This window comes from Streptomyces sp. NPDC005963 (assembly GCF_040638655.1).
Taxonomy (GTDB): Bacteria; Actinomycetota; Actinomycetes; order Streptomycetales; family Streptomycetaceae; genus Streptomyces.
Window position 1 is genome coordinate 96,406 of sequence record NZ_JBEXVD010000004.1, and the last position, 19,596, is coordinate 116,001.

Consider the following 19,596-nt stretch of genomic DNA (forward strand, 5'->3'; position numbering starts at 1 on the left):
GGGTCGGGGTCAGCCGACCGATCCCTCCATCTGGAGCTCGATCAGCCGGTTGAGCTCCAACGCGTACTCCATCGGCAGTTCCTTGGCGATCGGCTCGACGAAGCCGCGCACGATCATCGCCATGGCCTCGAACTCGGTCATGCCGCGGCTCATCAGGTAGAACAGCTGGTCCTCGGAGACCTTGGAGACGGTCGCCTCGTGCCCCATGGAGACGTCGTCCTCGCGGACGTCGACGTAGGGGTAGGTGTCCGAACGCGAGATGGTGTCGACCAGCAGGGCGTCACAGAGCACATTGGACTTGGAACCCGGCGCACCCTCGCCGATCTCGATCAGACCGCGGTACGAGGTACGGCCGCCGCCTCGCGCCACCGACTTGGAGACGATGTTCGAGGAGGTGTTCGGAGCCATGTGGACCATCTTGGCGCCGGCGTCCTGGTGCTGTCCCTCGCCCGCGAAGGCGATGGACAGGGTCTCGCCCTTGGCGTGCTCGCCCATCAGGTAGACGGCCGGGTACTTCATGGTCACCTTGGAGCCGATGTTGCCGTCGACCCACTCCATGGTGGCGCCCTCGTAGGCGACGGCGCGCTTGGTCACCAGGTTGTAGACGTTGTTCGACCAGTTCTGGATCGTCGTGTAGCGGCACCGGCCGCCCTTCTTGACGATGATCTCCACCACGGCGCTGTGCAGCGAGTCCGAGGAGTAGATGGGCGCGGTACAACCCTCGACGTAGTGGACGTAGGCGTCCTCGTCGACGATGATCAGCGTCCGCTCGAACTGCCCCATGTTCTCCGTGTTGATACGGAAGTACGCCTGGAGCGGGATGTCGACGTGCACGCCCTTCGGCACGTAGATGAAGGAGCCGCCGGACCACACCGCGGTGTTCAGCGAGGCGAACTTGTTGTCGCCGACGGGGATGACGGTGCCGAAGTACTCCTGGAAGAGCTCGGGGTGCTCCTTCAGCGCGGTGTCGGTGTCGAGGAAGATGACGCCCTGCTCCTCCAGGTCCTCACGGATCTGGTGGTAGACGACCTCAGACTCGTACTGCGCGGCGACACCGGCGACCAGGCGCTGCTTCTCCGCCTCCGGGATGCCCAGCCTGTCGTACGTGTTCTTGATGTCCTCGGGCAGATCCTCCCAGGAGGCGGCCTGCTTCTCCGTGGAGCGCACGAAGTACTTGATGTTGTTGAAGTCGATGCCGGAGAGGTCGGAGCCCCAGTTCGGCATGGGCTTCTTGTCGAACAGCCGCAGCCCCTTCAAGCGCAGCTTCAGCATCCATTCCGGCTCGTTCTTCTTCGCCGAGATGTCGCGGACGACGTCTTCGGAGAGGCCGCGCTTGGCCGCGGCGCCTGCCGCGTCGGAGTCGGCCCAACCGAACTCGTACGTACCCAGCCCTTCCAGTTCGGGGTGGGCAGTCTCCGTGGGGAGAGTCATGCGGGGTTCCTCCCGGCCGTGCTTCCAGATGCTGATGGTGTGGTGGTCTGCGTGCTCGCGTGACCGGCCGGATGGGGCCGGTTGCGCGGGATGAACGTCGTACAGACGCCGTCGCCGTGGGCGATGGTGGCCAGACGCTGTACATGGGTGCCGAGCAGACGGGAGAAGAACTCCGTCTCCGCCTCGCACAGCTGCGGGTAGCGTTCGGCCACATGGGCGACCGGGCAGTGGTGCTGGCAGAGCTGCTCGCCCTGCTGGGGGCCCGGCGCGCTACGCGCCGTAGCAGCGTACCCGTCGACGCTCAGCGCCTTCGCCAGCGCTTCGGTGCGCTCCTCGGGGGGCGCCGACTCGACGGCCTCGCGGTAGGGCTCGGCCTGCGCCTCGATGCGATCGCGTGCGAACGCCGCGACGGCCGCCCCACCCGCTGCTCCGCCGCCCGCTGATCTCTCGATCCAGCGGATGGCGTCCACGGCCAGCGAGTCGTACGACTGGTCGAACGCGTCCCGACCGCAGGCGGTCAGGGCGAACACCTTGGCGGGCCTGCCCCGGGTGCGGGCGCCGTAGATCCGCTGTTCGCGGGGTTCGACGACGTTCTCCGCGACGAGGGTGTCGAGGTGTCGGCGGACGGCTGCCTGCGTCAAGCCCAGCCGGCCGGCCAGATCGGCGACGGTCGACGGGCCGTGGTCCAGGACGGACCGCGCGACCCGGTTGCGCGTCGGATGATCCGCGCGCGTTCCGGTCGCAAGGTCCTCCCCGAGGGACTCGCCAACGTTTTTCACAACACCATTGTTGCGTAATTCGTCTGGGCGTGACAACCGCCGTCCGGGCGCAGGGGCGGTGCGCTTCATCACTTAGGGTTACCTAATTAGACCGTCTGACCGAAGCCCATCGGACCTCCCCTGACCAGCCATTTTACCGGATTTTCGACCACTGGATCAGGACACTCGGTGACCTTGATCGTATCCAACCGAGATTTCTTTGAAAGAGGGCGGAAAGCGCAGGTCCAGCGTCTGCGCCGACGTTTCCTCGGGAGGATCCGCCATCGGGGCAACGAGAAATCCGCTCGGACGCCGTGGGGTCGAAGAACACCGAAGGAACACCAGAAGTTCATTTCGGCTGGTATTCGCCCCTCGGCATCCGCTCTCCTCGGGGGCGCGCTCCGATGCCCCCGAGCGCCCGCCTAGACTCCGCGTATGCGAAGCGAGCCGGTCGTCCAGATCCGGGGCCTGACCAAGCGGTACGGATCGAAGACTGCCGTCAACGGCCTCGACCTCGACGTCTCCCCCGGTCTGGTGACCGCCGTACTCGGCCCGAACGGGGCGGGCAAGACCACCACCATCGAAACCTGCGAGGGCTACCGGCGCGCCGACGCCGGCACCGTACGGGTCCTCGGCCTCGACCCCATCGCCGACTCCGCTCGGCTGCGCGCCAGGATCGGCGTGATGCTCCAGTCCGGCGGCGTCTACTCCGGCGCCCGCGCCGACGAGATGCTGCGCCACATGGCGAAGCTCCACGCCCATCCGCTGGACGTGGACGCCCTGATCGAGCGCCTGGGCCTCGGCAGCTGTGGCCGGACCACCTACCGTCGGCTCTCCGGCGGCCAACAGCAGCGGCTCGCGCTCGCCCTGGCCGTGGTCGGCCGTCCCGAACTGGTCTTCCTGGACGAACCCACCGCCGGGCTCGACCCCCAAGCCCGCCGCTCCACCTGGGACCTGGTGCGCGAACTGCGCAGCGACGGCGTCTCCACCATCCTCACCACCCACTTCATGGACGAGGCGGAGGAGCTCGCCGACGACGTCGCGATCATCGACGCCGGCCAGGTGATCGCCCAGGGCAGCCCCGAACAGCTCTGCCGGGGCGGCGCCGAGAACACCCTGCGCTTCACCGGCCGGGCCGGGCTCGATGTCGGCTCCCTGCTCAAGGCACTGCCCGACGGCACCGAAGCGGTCGAGCTGACCCCCGGCGCCTATCGGATATCGGGCGAGGTCGGACCGCAGCTACTGGCCACCGTCACCTCCTGGTGCGCACAGCACGGGGTGACGGTGGACGGCATCTCCGTGGAGCGGCACACCCTGGAGGACGTCTTCCTGGAGCTGACGGGCAAGGAGCTGCGGGCATGAACCGGTACACGATCGCGTGCGGCCGACGGCCGTTCGCCCGCTGTGAGGGGGTGCGCCCATGAGCGCCGGAACCTACGCACCGCGGCCGGGCGCCGCCCCGCTCGGTCGCATGATCGCGGCACAGACGGTGTTCGAGACGAAGATGCTGCTGCGCAACGGCGAACAACTGCTGCTCACCGTCGTCATCCCCTCCCTGTTGCTCGTGCTGTTCTCGACCGTGGACATCATCGACACCGGGAGCGGCGAGGCGGTCGACTTCCTGACGCCCGGGGTGCTCGCGCTGGCCGTCATGTCCACCGCCTTCACCGGTCAGGCGATCGCCACCGGCTTCGAGCGCCGCTACGGGGTGCTCAAGCGGCTCGGCGCCTCACCGCTCCCCCGCTGGGCCCTGATGTGCGCCAAGACGCTCTCGGTCCTGGTCACCGAACTCCTCCAGATCGCCCTGCTGACCTCCATCGCCCTGACGCTGGGCTGGTCACCCCGCGGCAATCCCCTGTCCGTCCTCCTGCTGCTGGCGCTCGGTACCGCCGCGTTCAGCGGGCTTGGGCTGTTGATGGCGGGCACCCTCAGGGCCGAGGCGACGCTGGCCGCGGCGAACCTGGTGTTCCTGCTGCTCCTGGTGGGCGGTGGCGTGATCGTGCCGCTGGACCGGTTCCCGGACGGTGTGGAGTCGGTGCTCTCCCTGCTCCCGATCTCCGCGCTCTCGGACGGCCTGCGCGACGTGCTCCAACACGGTGCCGCCTTGCCCTGGGTGGATCTGGGCGTGCTGGCGCTGTGGGCGGCCCTCGGTCTGGGCGCGGCGGCCCGCTTCTTCCGCTGGGAGTAGCGGGGGCGCAGCACCGCAGGGAGACGCCCTGGGCTCCGCCCGAGCGGCGTCCCGGCGGTGCGCATTCCGACTTCCCTGTCCCGGTTGGCGTCCGGCATCTTCCGCTGGTACTGAACCCCGCGCCAGTATGTGCCTACCAAGATCAGTGCGATCTTTCGCGTGGGAGGCACGGATGGAGCGGACCGCGGCACTGCGACTGGACGCGGAGTGGACTCGGGTCAGAAAGGGTCGGGCCGGTGTTGCATCGGCCGCACGCGAGCGGATGCTCCGCAAACTGATCGCCGCCCTCACACCGCACGCCGACACCGACCCCCCGCTCGCGGCGCGCCTCGGACTCCGCTACACCGATCTGGCCCGGCACCACTTCGACGCCGGTCGGCGGGCGGACGCCCTCAGCGCGGTGCGGGAGGCGCTGAGGCGCTGCGCTGGCCCTGCCGACCAGGACCCCGAGCACGCCCGCTGGTACGCCCACGCCCTGATCAGCCACTCGCTCTACCTCGCGGAGCCCCTCAGTGACGAACTGGGGCTGCCGCGCTACTCCTTCCGGCAGGGCGGCGACCGCCCGTCGGCCGCGGACCGGGCCGACGGGTGCGCCGCCCTCGCGTCCACCCGCCGTGCCATCGAGGTCTGGGAGCGGCTCGACCCCCACGATCCGCGCAATCGACAGGGTCTGGCCCAGTCCCACGCCTTTCTCGGCGATCGACTGGAGGAACTCGGCGACCCGGTGGAGGCGGCGGCGTGGGCGGTCAGGTCACAGCGCGAGTTCCGGGCGCTGCCGCCGGACGTCGGAACGCCCACCACCGTGCGCGCCGCCGCCCTGGAGCACCTGGGCGACCAGTTGGAACGCCGCCTGCGGCGCTGCCCCTTCCACGGCGGGCTCACCCGACTGCACTCCGACGGCCTGCTGCCAGAGCCGCTGCTTCCGCTCGCCGTGGTGGCCGCCCGCATCGAGGGCGTGGAGCCCGGGGCGATCGCCGCCGGGCTGGGGCTCGCCCCGGCGGAGGTGCGGCGGATGTTGCGGGCGCGCTCCTGGCGCGCGGTCTGGCGCTTCGACACGCGCGAGGAGGACGGCGCGCCCTGGACGGCACTGGCGCATCCGTGGCGCGGTACGGACGCGGTGACCGATCTCAGTGCGGCTGCGGTGGCCGCCGATCTGGTGGACGCCTTCCTCCACGGCCCGGTTAGGCCACCGGGGGCCGCACAGTGGCGGATCGCGGTGTGGTGGGAGGAGGAGGGCCATCTGGACGGCTCGCGGTTCTGCGTCACGCACACGGCGGGCAAGGGAGCCGCGGCCCCCGACGCGGTGCGATGACGAACCGGACGCCAACACGGTCCCGACACAGTCCAACCGGACGTCGGCACTGTTCAGAGCGGCGCGCCGGTCGATCCCACCCCTCGTGAAAACATGCACAAGGCACCCGCCTACGATAGGGCCGTGCAGACCCCCCTCGCTCTCATCGCCCGACGCTGGACCGCGTCTCCCCGTATCGTCCGGCGTGCCGCCCTCTCCGCCGTCGTGATGTCGGTGCTGATCATCGTCACCGGTGGAGCGGTCCGGCTCACCGGTTCCGGTCTCGGCTGCGACACCTGGCCCAAGTGCACGGACGACAGTCTCTTCGCCACCCCCGAGCAGGGTCTGCACGGGGCGATCGAGTTCGGCAACCGGCTGCTCACCTATGTGTTGTCGGCCGCGGTGGGCTGGGCGATCATCGCCGCCCGCTCGGCGAAGCCGCGGCGGTACCCCCTGACCAGGCTCGGTTGGGCGCAGTTCTGGATCGTCCTCAGCAATGCCGTCCTCGGTGGCATCACCGTCTGGGCCGGCCTCAACCCCTGGACCGTGGCAGGCCACTTCCTGGCCGCGAACGCCCTGCTCACCGTGGCCGTCCTCACCTGGCACCGGGCGGGCGAGACGGATGCTGCTCCCCGCCCGCGGGTGCCACGCCCGGTCCGTCAACTGTCCTGGGCGATCGTCCTCACCTCGGTGGTGCTGATCGTTCTGGGCACCGGAGTGACCGGCTCGGGCAAGCACGCGGGCGACAGCAGCGACGTGCCGCGGATGCCCTGGGACTGGGCGAACGCCGCGCACGTCCACGCCGCCTCCGCCTGGGTGGTGTGCGCGCTGGCCCTCGCGATGTGGTTCGTGCTGCGCGTGGTGGACGCCCCGACCGACATCCGGGCCCGCTCCCGGGACCTGCTGGTCATCCTGCTGCTCCAGGGCGGCATCGGCTACCTCCAGTACTTCACCGGGGTGCCGGAGATCCTGGTGGGCGCCCATATGCTCGGCTCGGCCCTGATGTGGATCGCCGTGCTGCGGCTGGCCCTGAGCCTGCGGGAGCGTTCGCAGGCGCCCGCCACCGTACCCGCGCAGAGCGACCCCGTGCTCTCCGCTCTCTGACCGTACGAAGGAGCCCCACCGCGCACGGAATCCCGTACGCGGTGGGGCTCCTCCCTTGCGCGTGGGCCCCGCCGGGGGTCAGTCGTCCGTGGGGCCGCCGACCTGGATGCCCGCCATCCGGCTCCACTCGTAGGGGCCGGTGCGGACCTTGGCCGCGAATTCTCCGTCGAAGGAGTCGTGGAGGGTGAGGCCGGCCTTGTCGGCAGCGGCGACGGCGATCGGGTGGGTGGGGGCGACGAGATCGCCCCAGCGGCCGTCCTCCCCGACGAGGACGATCCGGGTACCGGCCTGTCCCAGATAGGCGAGTTGACCCTCGGCGCCCCCGTGGGCGCGGGAGAAGGCGCCGATCTCCCGGGCGAGCTTGGCCGCCTTGCGCTCGGCGCGGCGCTCCGACTGCATGATGTCTGCCATGATCGCGATGCTACGCACGGGTATGCCCGAAGGCGATGGCGCACCCACGTGGTGTGTGCCACGAAGGCCGTGCGTACCTCCCCTGGGGAACGCACGGGTACGAGGTCGCTCCGACCCCTTCGGGAAGCTCTCCGGGAGAGCGTGCCCGAGAAACCGTCCCCGAGAACGATGAAGCCCCGCACCCGAGGGGGTGCGGGGCCGGCCGGCAGGGCCCGTCAGCTGACGAAGGGGTCCACTGCGACCGCGACGAACAGCAGCGACACATAGGTGATCGACCAGTGGAAGAGGCGCATCTCCTTGAGCTTGCCGCCGGTGACGTCGGACTTGGCGCGCGCCTGGAGTGCGTGGGCCTCCCACAGCCACCATCCGCCGGTGGCCAGCGCCACCGTCGTGTAGAACCACCCGGTGTAGCCGAGCGGGGTGAGCAGCAGTGAGACGCCGACCATCACCCAGCTGTAGAGGACGATCTGGCGGGCCACCACCCGGTTGGAGGCGACCACCGGCAGCATCGGGACCCCGACGCGGGCGTAGTCCTCGCGCACCTTCATCGACAGCGGCCAGTAGTGCGGCGGCGTCCAGAAGAAGATGACCAGGAAGAGGATGACCGCGGCCCAGGACATCGAGTTGGTGACCGCGGACCAGCCGATCAGAACCGGCATGCAGCCGGCGATGCCGCCCCAGACGATGTTCTGCGAGGTGCGCCGCTTCAGGATCATCGTGTACACGACGACGTAGAAGAGGAGCGCGCCGAGCGAGAGCCAGGCGGAGAGCCAGTTGATCAGGAGCCCGAACCAGAGCGTGGAGACGATCGCGAGCGTAATGCCGAAGACCAGGCCCTCACGCGGCGACACCATGCCGGTGACCAGGGGTCGCTGCGAGGTGCGGTCCATGAGGGCATCGATATCGCGATCGATGTACATGTTCAGCGCGTTGGCGCCGCCCGCGGAGAGATAGCCACCGAAGCAGGTGGCGAGCACCAGCCAGAGGTCGGGCACCCCTTGCGCCGCGAGGAACATCACGGGCACGGTGGTAATGAGCAGAAGCTCGATGATTCGTGGCTTGGTGAGGGCCACGAATGCCTTGACCCTGGCCCCGAACGGCCGGGCGCCGGGGCTCGTCCCGAGCACCCCCGCTGGACGGGATTCGACGGCCGTCACGCACACCCCTGACAGAGACTCCCAGCAAGCCCCGGAGCCGAGGAAAGGGTCCGGTCGTGGCTTGCGCGTACGACGTCACTTTAGAGGCTGCCCGTACGCCGCTCCGCACGGGGGTGCGCTCGTGTTGAACGCCCGGCCCTGCCTGCGGCAACGCTCCCACGGGCGGGCCGGCGGCTTCACCGACGGGCCGTCGGCCGTGTCGCGGGTAGGCTCGATGCCGCCCGGTGCTTTCGCGTCACCGGGGGACGGCACGTGGGAACACGTGCACAGACATGTGGAGAGGAGCCCTGACCCAGGGTGAGCACCAAGCCGACCACCACAGACCTTGAGTGGACCGATCTGGACCAGCGGGCCGTTGATACCGCCCGCGTCCTGGCCATGGATTCCGTACAGAAGGTCGGCAACGGCCACCCCGGTACGGCCATGAGCCTCGCGCCCGCCGCCTATGTGCTCTTCCAGAAGGTGATGCGCCACGATCCCGCGGACGCGGACTGGACCGGTCGGGACCGGTTCGTGCTCTCCGCCGGGCACTCGTCGCTCACCCTCTACACCCAGCTCTACCTGGCCGGTTTCGGGCTGGAGTTGGACGATCTGAAGGCGTTCCGGACCTGGGGCTCCAAGACCCCCGGCCACCCGGAGTACGGCCACACCACCGGTGTGGAGACGACCACGGGTCCCCTCGGCCAGGGTGTCGCCAACGCCGTGGGCATGGCGATGGCCGCCCGTTACGAGCGCGGCCTGTTCGACCCGGAGGCGGCGCCCGGCACCTCGCCGTTCGACCACACGGTCTTCGCCATCGCCGGTGACGGCTGCCTCCAGGAGGGCATCGCCGCCGAGGCGTCCTCCCTCGCCGGTCACCAGAAGCTGGGCAATCTGGTGCTCCTGTGGGACGACAACCACATCTCGATCGAGGGCGACACGGAGACCGCGGTCTCCGAGGACACCCTCAAGAGGTACGAGGCGTACGGCTGGCACGTCCAGCGCGTGGAGCAGCAGGAGAACGGCGACCTCGACCCCGCGGCCCTGTACCGGGCGCTGAGGGCGGCGCAGGCCGAGACCGAGCGGCCCTCCTTCATCGCGGCCCGTTCGATCATCGCCTGGCCGGCCCCGCACGCCCAGAACACCGAGGCGGCGCACGGTTCGGCGCTCGGCGAGGAGGAGGTCGCGGCCACCAAGCGCGTCCTCGGCTTCGACCCCGAGCAGCACTTCGAGGTCTCCGACGAGGTCATCGCGCACACCCGCGGGGCCTTGGACCGGGGCCGTGAGGCGCGCGGCGAGTGGGAGAAGACGTTCGCCGCCTGGCGCACCGCCCACCCGGAGCGCGCGGCCGAGTTCGACCGGGTGCGAGCGGGCGAGCTGCCCGCGGGCTGGGAGGAGGCGATCCCCGACTTCGAGCCCGGCAAGAGCGTCGCCACCCGGGCGGCGTCCGGGAAGGTCCTCCAGGCGCTCGGTGCGATCGTGCCGGAGCTGTGGGGCGGCTCGGCCGACCTCGCGGGCTCCAACAACACCACCATCGACAAGACCTCGTCGTTCCTGCCCGCGGACAACCCGCTGCCGGAGGCGAACCCGTACGGCCGCACGGTCCACTACGGCATCCGCGAGCACTCGATGGCGGCCGTGATGAACGGCATCGCGCTGCACGGCAACACCCGCATCTACGGCGGCACCTTCCTGGTGTTCTCCGACTACATGCGCAACGCGGTGCGGCTGTCGGCGCTGATGCACCTGCCCGTCACCTACGTCTGGACGCACGACTCGATCGGTCTCGGCGAGGACGGCCCGACCCACCAGCCGGTGGAGCACCTGGCGTCGCTGCGGGCCATCCCGGGCCTGAACATCGTCCGCCCGGCCGACGCCAATGAGACGGCGATCGCCTGGCGCGAGATCCTGAAGAGGTACACGAAGGAGTTCGGCGTGGGCGCGCCGCACGGTCTGGCGCTGACCCGTCAGGGCGTTCCGACGTACGAGCGCAACGAGGACGCGGCGCGCGGCGGCTATGTGCTGTTCGAGGCCGAGGGCGGCGACGCCCAGGTGCTGCTGATCGGTACGGGTTCCGAGGTGCAGCTCGCCGTCGAGGCGCGGGATCAGCTCCAGGCGGCCGGGGTGCCGACCCGGGTGGTCTCGATGCCGTCGGTGGAGTGGTTCGAGGCTCAGGACCAGGAGTACCGGGACTCGGTGCTGCCGCCCGCCGTCAGGGCGCGGGTGGCGGTGGAGGCCGGCATCGGGCTCACCTGGCACCGCTTTGTGGGTGACGCGGGTCGGATCGTCTCGCTGGAGCACTTCGGTGCGTCGGCGGACGGGAAGGTCCTGTTCCGCGAGTTCGGATTCACCGCGGACGCGGTTGCCGCAGCCGCGCGGGAATCTCTCGCCGCCGCTGCACGCTGACGCCGTTAAACGACTGAGTATCAAGCAGGAGATGCAACCCTCATGACAGACGCACTCAAGCGCCTGAGCGACGAAGGCGTCGCGATCTGGCTCGACGACCTGTCGCGCAAGCGGATCACCTCGGGGAACCTGGCCGAGCTGATCGATCAACAGCACGTGGTGGGCGTGACCACCAATCCGTCGATCTTCCAGAAGGCGATCAGCAGCGGCGACGGCTACGAGCGGCAGCTCGCGGAGCTGGCCGCGCGCAAGGTCACCGTCGAGGAAGCCATCCGCATGATCACGACGGCGGACGTGCGGGACGCCGCCGACATCCTGCGGCCGGTGTTCGACGCCACCGGAGGTCAGGACGGCCGGGTCTCGATCGAGGTCGACCCCCGACTGGCCCACAACACCACCGCGACGGTCGCCGAGGCCAAGCAGCTGGCCTGGCTGGTGGACCGTCCCAACACCCTGATCAAGATCCCGGCGACCAAGGCCGGTCTGCCCGCGATCACCGAGACCATCGGGAACGGCATCAGCGTCAACGTCACGCTGATCTTCTCGCTGGAGCGCTACCGCGAGGTGATGGACGCCTATCTGGCGGGCCTGGAGAAGGCCAAGGAGCGCGGTCTGGATCTGTCGAAGATCCATTCGGTGGCCTCGTTCTTCGTCTCCCGCGTGGACACTGAGATCGACAAGCGGCTGGACGCGCTGGGTACCGCCGAGGCCAAGGACGCCCGTGGCAAGGCGGCGCTCGCCAATGCGCGCCTGGCGTACGAGGCGTACGAAGAGGTCTTCGGCTCGGACCGCTGGGCCGTGCTGGACCGCGCTCGGGCCAACAAGCAGCGTCCGCTGTGGGCCTCGACGGGAGTCAAGGACCCGGCGTACAAGGACACCCTGTACGTGGACGAGTTGGTCGCGCCGGGCACGGTGAACACCATGCCCGAGAGCACCCTGGACGCCACCGCGGACCATGGGCAGATCACCGGTGACACGGTGCGCGGCACCTACGACGCCTCGCGTGCCGAGCTGGCTGCGGTCGCGGAGCTGGGCATCTCGTACGACGATGTCGTCAAGCTGCTGGAAGACGAAGGCGTCGAGAAGTTCGAGGCCTCCTGGAACGATCTGCTCAAGTCGACCGAGGCGGAGCTCAAGCGCCTCGCCCCCTCGGAGGGCTGACGACCTTGTTCGGTACCGGCGAAGCAAATCCGCTTCGTGATGCCGCCGACCGACGGCTCCCGCGTATCGCGGGGCCGTCGGGCCTGGTCATCTTTGGTGTCACGGGTGACCTGTCCCGTAAGAAACTGATGCCCGCCGTCTACGACCTGGCCAATCGCGGGTTGCTGCCGCCGGGTTTCTCCCTGGTCGGGTTCGCCCGTCGGGAGTGGCAGAACGAGGACTTCGCACAGGAGGTCCACGACGCGGTCAAGGCCCACGCCCGCACTCCGTTCCGGGAGGAGGTCTGGCAGCAGCTCATCCAGGGGATGCGGTTCGTCCAGGGCGACTTCGGTGACGACGACGCGTTCGAGACGCTGAAGAAGACGATCACCGAACTGGACGAGGCACAGGGCACCGGAGGCAACTTCGCCTTCTATCTGTCGGTGCCGCCGAAGTTCTTCCCCAAGGTGGTCAAGCAGCTGAAGAAGCACGGCCTGGCCGACCAGAAGGAGGGTTCCTGGCGGCGTGCCGTGATCGAGAAGCCCTTCGGCCACGACCTGGTGTCGGCCAAGGAGCTCAACCAGGTGGTGCACGAGGTCTTCCCGCCCCACGAGGTCTTCCGCATCGACCACTACCTGGGCAAGGAGACCGTCCAGAACATCCTGGCGCTGCGGTTCGCCAACACCCTGTTCGAGCCGATCTGGAACCGGTCGTACGTCGACCATGTGCAGATCACCATGGCCGAGGACATCGGCATCGGCGGCCGTGCCGGGTACTACGACGGCATCGGTGCCGCCCGTGACGTCATCCAGAACCATCTGCTGCAACTGCTGGCGCTGACGGCCATGGAGGAGCCCGCCTCCTTCGACGCGGACGCGCTGGCGGCGGAGAAGACCAAGGTGCTGGGCGCGGTCCGGTTGCCCAAGGACCTGGGCGCGAACACCGTGCGCGGTCAGTACGCGGCCGGGTGGCAGGGCGGCGCCAAGGCCGTCGGCTACCTCCAGGAGGAGGGCATCGACCCCAAGTCGACGACCGACACCTATGCGGCGATCAAGCTGGAGATCGACAACCGCCGCTGGGCCGGCGTGCCCTTCTACCTGCGGACGGGCAAGCGGCTGGGGCGGCGGGTCACGGAGATCGCGGTCGTCTTCCAGCGGGCTCCGCACTCCCCCTTCGACCACACCGCGACCGAGGAGTTGGGGCAGAACGCCCTGGTGATCAGGGTGCAGCCGGACGAGGGCGTGACACTGCGGTTCGGCTCCAAGGTGCCGGGCACCTCGATGGAGGTTCGGGACGTCTCGATGGACTTCGCCTACGGGGAGTCCTTCACCGAGTCGAGCCCCGAGGCGTACGAGCGCCTCCTCCTCGACGTCCTGCTCGGTGACTCGAACCTCTTCCCGAGGGTGGAGGAGGTCGAGCTGTCCTGGAAGATCCTCGATCCCATCGAGACGTACTGGGACACCCACGGCAAGCCCGCCCAGTATCCGTCCGGGACCTGGGGCCCGATCGAGGCGGACGAAATGCTCGCACGAGACGGACGGAGCTGGCGTCGGCCATGAAGATCGACCTCACGGACACCACATCCAGCAAGATCAACAAAGCGCTGGTGCAGGGGCGCCGAGCGGTCGGCACCCCGGCCGTCGGCATGGTCCTGACCCTGGTCGTCGTCACGGACGAGGAGAACGCCTACGACGCGCTGAAGGCCGCCAACGACGCGTCCCGCGAGCACCCCTCGCGGACGCTCGTGGTCATCAAGCGGGTCTCCCGCTCGCCGCGCGACCGGGCACAGACCCGCCTGGACGCCGAGGTGCGCGTCGGCGCGGACGCGGGCAACGGTGAAACGGTCGTCCTGCGGCTGTACGGCGAGGTCACCGACCACGCCCAGTCGGTGGTGCTGCCGCTGCTGCTCCCCGACGCCCCCGTGGTGGTCTGGTGGCCGGTCAATGCGCCGCTGGACCCCGCCAAGGACCCGCTGGGCGCACTGGCCCAGCGGCGGGTCACCGACAGTTACGCAGCCGAGCGGCCGATCCACGAGCTGACCGCGCGCTCCGAGGCGTACACCCCCGGGGACACGGATCTGGCCTGGACCCGGATCACGCCCTGGCGCTCCATGCTCGCCGCCGCGCTGGACCAGGTGGTGTGCGACGTCACCTCGGTCGAGGTGGAGGGCGAGGAGTTCAACCCCAGTGTGGAACTGCTGGGCATGTGGCTGGCGGACCGGCTCTCGGTGCCGGTGCGGCGCTCGCTCTCCTCGGGGCCCGGCCTGACCGCGGTCCGCATGGAGACGAGCAGCGGCCCGATCGTCCTCGACCGCGCCGACGGGTCCCTGGCGAACCTCGCCATCCACGGGCAGCCCGACCGCGCGGTGGCCCTCAAGCGCCGTGACACCGCGGAACTGATCGCGGAGGAGCTGCGCAGGCTGGACCCGGACGACACCTACGAGGCGACGCTGCGCTTCGGCGTGGACCGGCTCGACGACGGCGAGGCCGAGGGCGCTTCGCCGCGTCCGGGCACATCGGACGCGGCGCCTTCCGCCGCGTCGACCGCGGAGAAGAAGGCAGCCGCTCCGGCCGTGGCCCGCAAGGCTCCCGCACGCAAGGCGGCGGCCAAGTGAGCACTCCGCAACTGGTCGTCCACCGGGACAAGGAGTTGATGGCGCAGGCAGCCGCGGCCCGGTTGCTCACCCGGATCGTGGATGCACAGGCGGCGCGCGGCTCGGCTTCGGTGGTGCTGACGGGCGGTCGCAACGGCAACGCCCTGTTGGCGGCCCTCGCGGCCTCACCGGCCCGGGACGCGGTGGACTGGCAGCGCCTCGACCTGTGGTGGGGCGATGAGCGGTTCCTGCCGGACGGGGACCCCGAACGCAATGTCACCCAGGCCCACGAGGCGCTGTTGGACCGGGTGGCGGTGGACCCGGCGCGGGTGCACCCCATGGCCCCTTCGGACGGTGCGTACGGCAGCGACGTGGAGGCGGCAGCCGCCGCCTACGCACAGGCGCTGGCCGCTGCATCCGGCCCGGAGGACCACGGTCCTGTGCCCACCTTCGACGTGTTGATGCTGGGCGTCGGTCCGGACACCCATGTGGCCTCGCTGTTCCCGGAGTTGCCCGCCGTACGGGAGACCGAGCGGACGGTGGTCGGGGTGCACGGCGCACCGAAACCGCCGCCGACCCGGATCTCCCTGACGCTGCCCGCCATCCGGGCGGCCCGTGAGGTGTGGTTGCTGGCCGCGGGCGAGGACAAGGCCAACGCGGTCGCGATGGCGCTGTCGGGGGCGGGGGAGATCCAGACCCCGGCCGCCGGTGCCCGGGGGCGCAGCCGCACGCTCTGGCTGTTGGACTCGGCGGCGGCGTCCGAGCTGCCCCGGGACCTCTACCCGCCGGCATCCGCCTAGCAAGCACCAACTGCCGCCGTGGCCCGGTCCGTTGCTCGGACCGGGCCACAGGTATGTTTCCGGCGCCGACCGGGTGGCCTCTTCCACGGACAGGGTGGCCTCTTCCACGGAAGGAGCAGACACGCCCCCTCCACGTCCCGCAGGGAAGACGGTGTGGCGGACGGCGCCCCGAACAACGGTCTGAACAACGCCTTCCGGTTGGGCGACCGTCAACGGGCCCTACCCGGAGACGGGCTGCCTCTATCCGGCGACCGGCCATTGATGCCCGTCGCAGAACCTCAGCCGGCCGCCGCGCCCTCCTCGGCCGGCTCGTCCCGTACGAGGAAGGGTTCCAGCAGTCCCGGCACCGCGTCCGCGGCGAAGGCGAGCCCCTCGTCCTGTGCCGCGTCGTGGATCGTGTAGGCGCCGCTGCCCGCCGCGGTGGTGGCGGTCAGGGTCAACAGCCCCGCCCGCCGCTGGAACAGCGACTGCTGGATCGCCCAGCCGATCACCCCGCCGCGCTGGAGTGCGACGGTCGCCCGACGGGCCGTACCGGAACGGGCGACGAGATAGTCGCCGCTGAGCGTGTGCCCCAGGCTCCGGTAGGCGTCCAGCGCGAAGAACACCGCCACGGGCAGCGCCACCACGACGTACCCCGCGGCCAGATATGCCAGGACCGGCGTCAGCCATGCACCCAGGACGGCCAGGACTGCGGCCGGCAACGCAACGGCCGCCAGCGCCCAGCGCAGTCGGCGGGCCCGGGCCGCCCGGGGGTGCGGGGTCAGGGCGGCGCTGGTCGGTGTGCGCACCTCCCGCAGCACCCGGCCCGCGACGGTGTCCGCGATCTCCCGGGGCGCCGGTGGCAACAGGGACTTGAGGTCGGCGTGCTTGTCCCCGTCGTCATGGGAGATCCCGGTGGCGACGGCGTCCAGACGGGCCGCCCCCAGAAAACGTATGCCGAAGGGTTCGATCAACTCGACACCCCTCAGCCGGCGCTCCTCCATCGAGACGGAACGGGCGGTGAACAGTCCCCGGCGCACCCGGAGCGTGCCGCCCGGCTCCCGTTCCAACCGATAGGCCCACCAGACCTCGACCCAGACGCCGAGGGCCCCCACCACACCGGCCATGAGCGCGGCCAGCACCAGGACGACCACCATCACCGCGATGGAGGTCTCCTCGAAACGGTCGCCCACCCACTCGATGACCTCTCCCTGCGCCCCGAACCACTCACTGACCTGCATCACCGCACCCGCCGCCGCACCACCGAGCACCGGGGCGAGCACGGACAGCGGCGCATAGCGGATCCAGGCGGGATCGACGGCGGCGAGCACCCCGTCCCCGTGAACGGTGTCGGGGCGGCTGGGGCGGCCGAGGAGTTCCGTGCGCAACCGCTCGCCCTCAGCCTTGGAGACCGGGCTGAGCTCCAGCGTGGACTCGCCGCCGCTGCGCTCCCCGGTGCCGATGCGGACCTTCACCAGGTCGAGGATGCGCAGCAGCGGATTGGCCGAGAGGTCCACGCTGCGGATGCGCTCGCGGGCCAGTGAGCGACGGGTGACCCAGAGGACTCCGGTGTGCAGTTCCACCCGCTCGGCGCCGACGCGGTAGCGGGTCCGGCGCCAGTTGAGGTGTTCGACGGCCGCCCCGCCGACCACGAGCAGGACGGCGGCGCCGAGGAGCACGACGAGACCGGTGCCGCGCCGCGGCCCGGCGCCGAACCAGGCACCGCTGGAGAGGCCCAGCAGCACGGGGAGACAGATGCCCGCAGCGACGGACGACAGCACAGCGGCGGTGACGAGAACGCCCCGCTGGTCCAGCTTCCGCCAGTCGGCCGGGTCACCAGCGTCTTCGGTGGGGTGTGGCCGGGGAGTACTGTCGGCCGCCGGGCCGGGGGCATCCCTGGGAGCATCCGTCGGGGGCTCCTCCCCCTCGGGCTTCGGCGCGCGCTCCCAGGTCATGTGGCGTCCCCGGGCGTGGCCTGGGTGAGCCGGGTCAACCGCTCCGCCAGTTCCGCCGCCAGTTGCCGGTCGAGCCCCTCGATCTTGATCTCGCCGCGGGACGAGGCGGTGGTCACGGTGACCGTGGAGAGTCCGAAGGCCCGCTCCAGCGGTCCCCGCATGGTGTCCACGCGCTGGATCCTGGACATGGGCGCGATGTGCCACTCCTGCCAGAAGGCTCCCGTCCGGACGTAGACCGCCTCGTCCGTCACCTCCCAGCGGTGGACCCGGAACCGCCACGGGGGGACGGCGAGCGCCTCCAGCGCCCCGAGGACGGCCAGCGCGACCGCCACCGCCAGCAGCCAGCCCCGCGCGGGGTCCAGGAAGATCGCGAGGACGGCCGGTACCGCGGCGACCGCCGCGGTACCGATCAGGGACTGCACCCGCCACCAGGCCACGACCCGCTCATCCAGCATGTGGATGGGCGGTCTCAATCGCACCACTGCCTCTTCGCCCCTCGCCCCCTCATCCATCCGGATCAACGCCCTCGCAAGGAGCGATAGGCGGCGACCAGGGCGGCGGTCGAACTGTCGAGCCGCTCGTCGCCCGAACCAGCCGCTGCACTTGTCGCGTCTTGGGTGTCCGTGGACGTGGCCGTGAGCGCCGGCTCGATCCGCTTCGCCAGCACCTTGCCCAGTTCGACACCCCACTGGTCGAAGGAGTCGATGTTCCAGATCGCGCCCTGCACGAACACCTTGTGCTCGTACAGGGCGATCAGTTGACCCAGGACCGAGGGGGTGAGTGCGTCGGCGAGGATCGTGGTCGTCGGGTGGTTGCCGAGGAACGTCTTGTGCGGAACCAACCGCTCCGGCACGCCTTCCGCCCGTACCTCGTCGGCCGTTTTGCCGAAGGCGAGCGCCTGCGTCTGGGCGAAGAAGTTCGCCATCAGGAGGTCGTGTTGGGCCGCGAGGGCGGGCCCGAGGTCGGCGACCGGGCGGGCGAAGCCGATGAAATCCGCCGGGATGGTCTTGGTGCCCTGATGGATCAACTGGTAATACGCATGCTGCCCGTTGGTGCCCGGAGTGCCCCATACGACCGGTCCCGTCTGCCAGTCGACGCGCGCACCCGTACGATCCACCGACTTGCCGTTGGACTCCATGTCGAGTTGCTGGAGATAGGCGGTGAACCGACTCAGATAGTGGGAGTACGGCAGCACGGCATGCGACTGGGCGTCGAAGAACGCGCCGTACCAGACGCCCAGCAGACCCAGCAAGAGCGGCGCATTGGCCTCGGCGGGTGCCGTGCGGAAGTGTTCGTCGACCAGGTGGAAGCCGTCGAGCATCTCCCGGAACGCCGCCGGCCCGATGGCGATCATCAAGGAGAGGCCGATGGCGGAGTCATAGGAGTAGCGCCCGCCGACCCAGTCCCAGAACTCGAACATGTTCGCGGTGTCGATCCCGAAGTCGGCGACCTTCTCCGCGTTCGTCGACAGGGCCACGAAGTGCCGGGGGACCGCTTCCTGACCTGCCTTCAACTCGCCGAGGAGCCAGTCGCGCGCCGCGGTGGCATTGGTGATGGTCTCGACCGTGGTGAACGTCTTCGAGGCCACGACGAAGAGGGTCTCGGCCGCATCCAGATCGCGTACCGCCTCGTGGAGGTCGGCCCCGTCGACGTTGGACACGAAACGGACCGTCAGATCGCGCGCCGAGAACGAACGCAGTGCCTCGTACGCCATCGCCGGACCGAGGTCCGATCCACCGATGCCGATGTTGACGACCGCCCGGATGGGCCGTCCCGTATGACCGGTCCACTCCCCCGCCCTGATCTGCTCGGAGAAGGCCGCCATGCGGTCCAGCACCGCATGGACGTCGGGGACCACATTCACCCCGTCCACCTCGATCACCGCGTCGCGGGGGGCGCGCAGCGCGGTGTGGAGCACTGCCCGGTCCTCGGTGATGTTGATCCGGTCGCCGCGGAACATCGCCTCCCGCAGCCCTGCCACGTCCGTTGCTTCGGCCAGCGCCCGCAGCAGACCCAGTGTCTCGTCCGTCACCAGGTGCTTGGAGTAGTCCAGATGCAGATCGCCGACCCGCAGGGTGTACGCGGTGCCGCGCGCCGCGTCCGCCGCGAACAGCTCCCGTAGATGTGTCTGTCCCAACTGCTCACGGTGCTCACCGAGAGCGGTCCACTCGGGAATGCGGTTGAGCCTGGGGCGGCTTGGTGCGTTCACTCGGACATCAGCCCAATTCTGTCGTGCTTGCCTGCTGCGCCGTCTCCAACCTAATTGATCAGAACGGCGGGTGAGAGAAGCACGCAGCGGCGTCGCCCGGTAGGAGCGAAAACAGGCCGGAGGGCACACGACGGTCGTGGTGGACGCCCGAGGGGCCGACCGGTCCCGGCAAGCGCGGGACATGCGTCCGGCCGG

The 19,596-nt window shown here is 69.9% G+C and carries 16 protein-coding genes; 9 read left to right on the forward strand and 7 right to left on the reverse strand.

Annotation, left to right across the window (positions count from 1 at the left end; translation table 11 throughout):
- Window positions 1-9: 9 nt before the first annotated feature.
- Complete coding sequence (sufB, locus tag ABZ348_RS08335; protein WP_358930619.1) at window positions 10-1,431, reverse strand: Fe-S cluster assembly protein SufB; 1,422 nt, start codon at window positions 1,429-1,431, stop codon at window positions 10-12.
- Window positions 1,428-2,210 (reverse strand): metalloregulator ArsR/SmtB family transcription factor, encoded by a 783-nt coding sequence (locus tag ABZ348_RS08340; protein WP_358930621.1) that lies wholly within the window; start codon window positions 2,208-2,210, stop codon window positions 1,428-1,430. Before ABZ348_RS08340 ends, sufB begins: the two co-directional genes overlap by 4 nt.
- A gap of 414 nt (window positions 2,211-2,624) precedes the next feature.
- Between ABZ348_RS08340 and ABZ348_RS08345 the strand changes: the two genes are divergently transcribed.
- From ABZ348_RS08345 to ABZ348_RS08360, 4 genes are all read left to right on the forward strand, one after another.
- A complete protein-coding gene (locus ABZ348_RS08345; RefSeq protein WP_358930623.1) occupies window positions 2,625-3,551 on the forward strand; it encodes an ABC transporter ATP-binding protein in 927 nt (308 codons plus the stop codon).
- 58 nt (window positions 3,552-3,609) lie between these two features.
- Window positions 3,610-4,377 (forward strand): ABC transporter permease, encoded by a 768-nt coding sequence (locus ABZ348_RS08350; protein ID WP_358930624.1) that lies wholly within the window; start codon window positions 3,610-3,612, stop codon window positions 4,375-4,377.
- A 172-nt stretch (window positions 4,378-4,549) separates the two neighbouring features.
- A complete protein-coding gene (locus ABZ348_RS08355) occupies window positions 4,550-5,689 on the forward strand; it encodes a hypothetical protein (protein WP_358930626.1) in 1,140 nt (379 codons plus the stop codon).
- Between the two features lie 93 nt (window positions 5,690-5,782).
- On the forward strand, window positions 5,783-6,772 hold the full coding sequence (locus ABZ348_RS08360) for a COX15/CtaA family protein (RefSeq protein ID WP_358930628.1): 990 nt from the start codon (window positions 5,783-5,785) through the stop codon (window positions 6,770-6,772).
- Window positions 6,773-6,850: 78 nt separating this feature from the next.
- Here ABZ348_RS08360 and ABZ348_RS08365 read toward each other — a convergent pair whose 3' ends face one another.
- Together ABZ348_RS08365 and ABZ348_RS08370 are read right to left on the reverse strand one after the other, a co-directional pair.
- Window positions 6,851-7,183: a hypothetical protein gene (locus ABZ348_RS08365; protein ID WP_358930630.1), complete on the reverse strand. Its 333-nt coding sequence runs from the start codon at window positions 7,181-7,183 to the stop codon at window positions 6,851-6,853.
- Window positions 7,184-7,398: 215 nt separating this feature from the next.
- A complete protein-coding gene (locus tag ABZ348_RS08370) occupies window positions 7,399-8,346 on the reverse strand; it encodes a heme o synthase (protein WP_358930631.1) in 948 nt (315 codons plus the stop codon).
- Window positions 8,347-8,637: 291 nt separating this feature from the next.
- On the opposite strand from ABZ348_RS08370, the gene tkt reads away from it, so the two are divergent.
- From tkt to pgl, 5 genes are read left to right on the forward strand one after another with little or no spacing between them, the layout of a single operon-like run.
- The gene (gene tkt / locus ABZ348_RS08375; protein WP_358930633.1) at window positions 8,638-10,725 is read left to right on the forward strand and encodes a transketolase; all 2,088 of its coding nucleotides are present in this window, start codon (window positions 8,638-8,640) and stop codon (window positions 10,723-10,725) included.
- A 42-nt stretch (window positions 10,726-10,767) separates the two neighbouring features.
- Window positions 10,768-11,886 carry a transaldolase gene (tal, locus tag ABZ348_RS08380; RefSeq protein ID WP_358930635.1) on the forward strand — a complete coding sequence of 373 codons (1,119 nt, stop codon included), beginning with the start codon at window positions 10,768-10,770 and terminating at the stop codon, window positions 11,884-11,886.
- A gap of 5 nt (window positions 11,887-11,891) precedes the next feature.
- Entirely contained in the window at window positions 11,892-13,424 is a 1,533-nt protein-coding gene (gene zwf / locus ABZ348_RS08385; protein WP_358930637.1) for a glucose-6-phosphate dehydrogenase, read from the forward strand.
- On the forward strand, window positions 13,421-14,479 hold the full coding sequence (gene opcA / locus ABZ348_RS08390) for a glucose-6-phosphate dehydrogenase assembly protein OpcA (protein ID WP_358930639.1): 1,059 nt from the start codon (window positions 13,421-13,423) through the stop codon (window positions 14,477-14,479). The genes zwf and opcA overlap by 4 nt, the downstream gene beginning before the upstream one ends.
- Window positions 14,476-15,258 (forward strand): 6-phosphogluconolactonase, encoded by a 783-nt coding sequence (gene pgl / locus ABZ348_RS08395; RefSeq protein ID WP_358930641.1) that lies wholly within the window; start codon window positions 14,476-14,478, stop codon window positions 15,256-15,258. Before opcA ends, pgl begins: the two co-directional genes overlap by 4 nt.
- Window positions 15,259-15,536: 278 nt before the next feature.
- On the opposite strand, the gene ABZ348_RS08400 is transcribed toward pgl, so the two are convergent.
- Genes ABZ348_RS08400 through pgi form a run of 3 tightly spaced genes read right to left on the reverse strand, consistent with a single transcriptional unit; the run spans window position 15,537 to window position 19,401 of the window.
- On the reverse strand, window positions 15,537-17,192 hold the full coding sequence (locus tag ABZ348_RS08400) for a PH domain-containing protein (protein WP_358930643.1): 1,656 nt from the start codon (window positions 17,190-17,192) through the stop codon (window positions 15,537-15,539).
- Window positions 17,189-17,704 (reverse strand): PH domain-containing protein, encoded by a 516-nt coding sequence (locus tag ABZ348_RS08405; protein WP_358930645.1) that lies wholly within the window; start codon window positions 17,702-17,704, stop codon window positions 17,189-17,191. The genes ABZ348_RS08400 and ABZ348_RS08405 overlap by 4 nt, the downstream gene beginning before the upstream one ends.
- Before the next feature lie 5 nt (window positions 17,705-17,709).
- Window positions 17,710-19,401: a glucose-6-phosphate isomerase gene (gene pgi, locus ABZ348_RS08410; protein WP_358930647.1), complete on the reverse strand. Its 1,692-nt coding sequence runs from the start codon at window positions 19,399-19,401 to the stop codon at window positions 17,710-17,712.
- Window positions 19,402-19,596 lie beyond the last annotated feature (195 nt).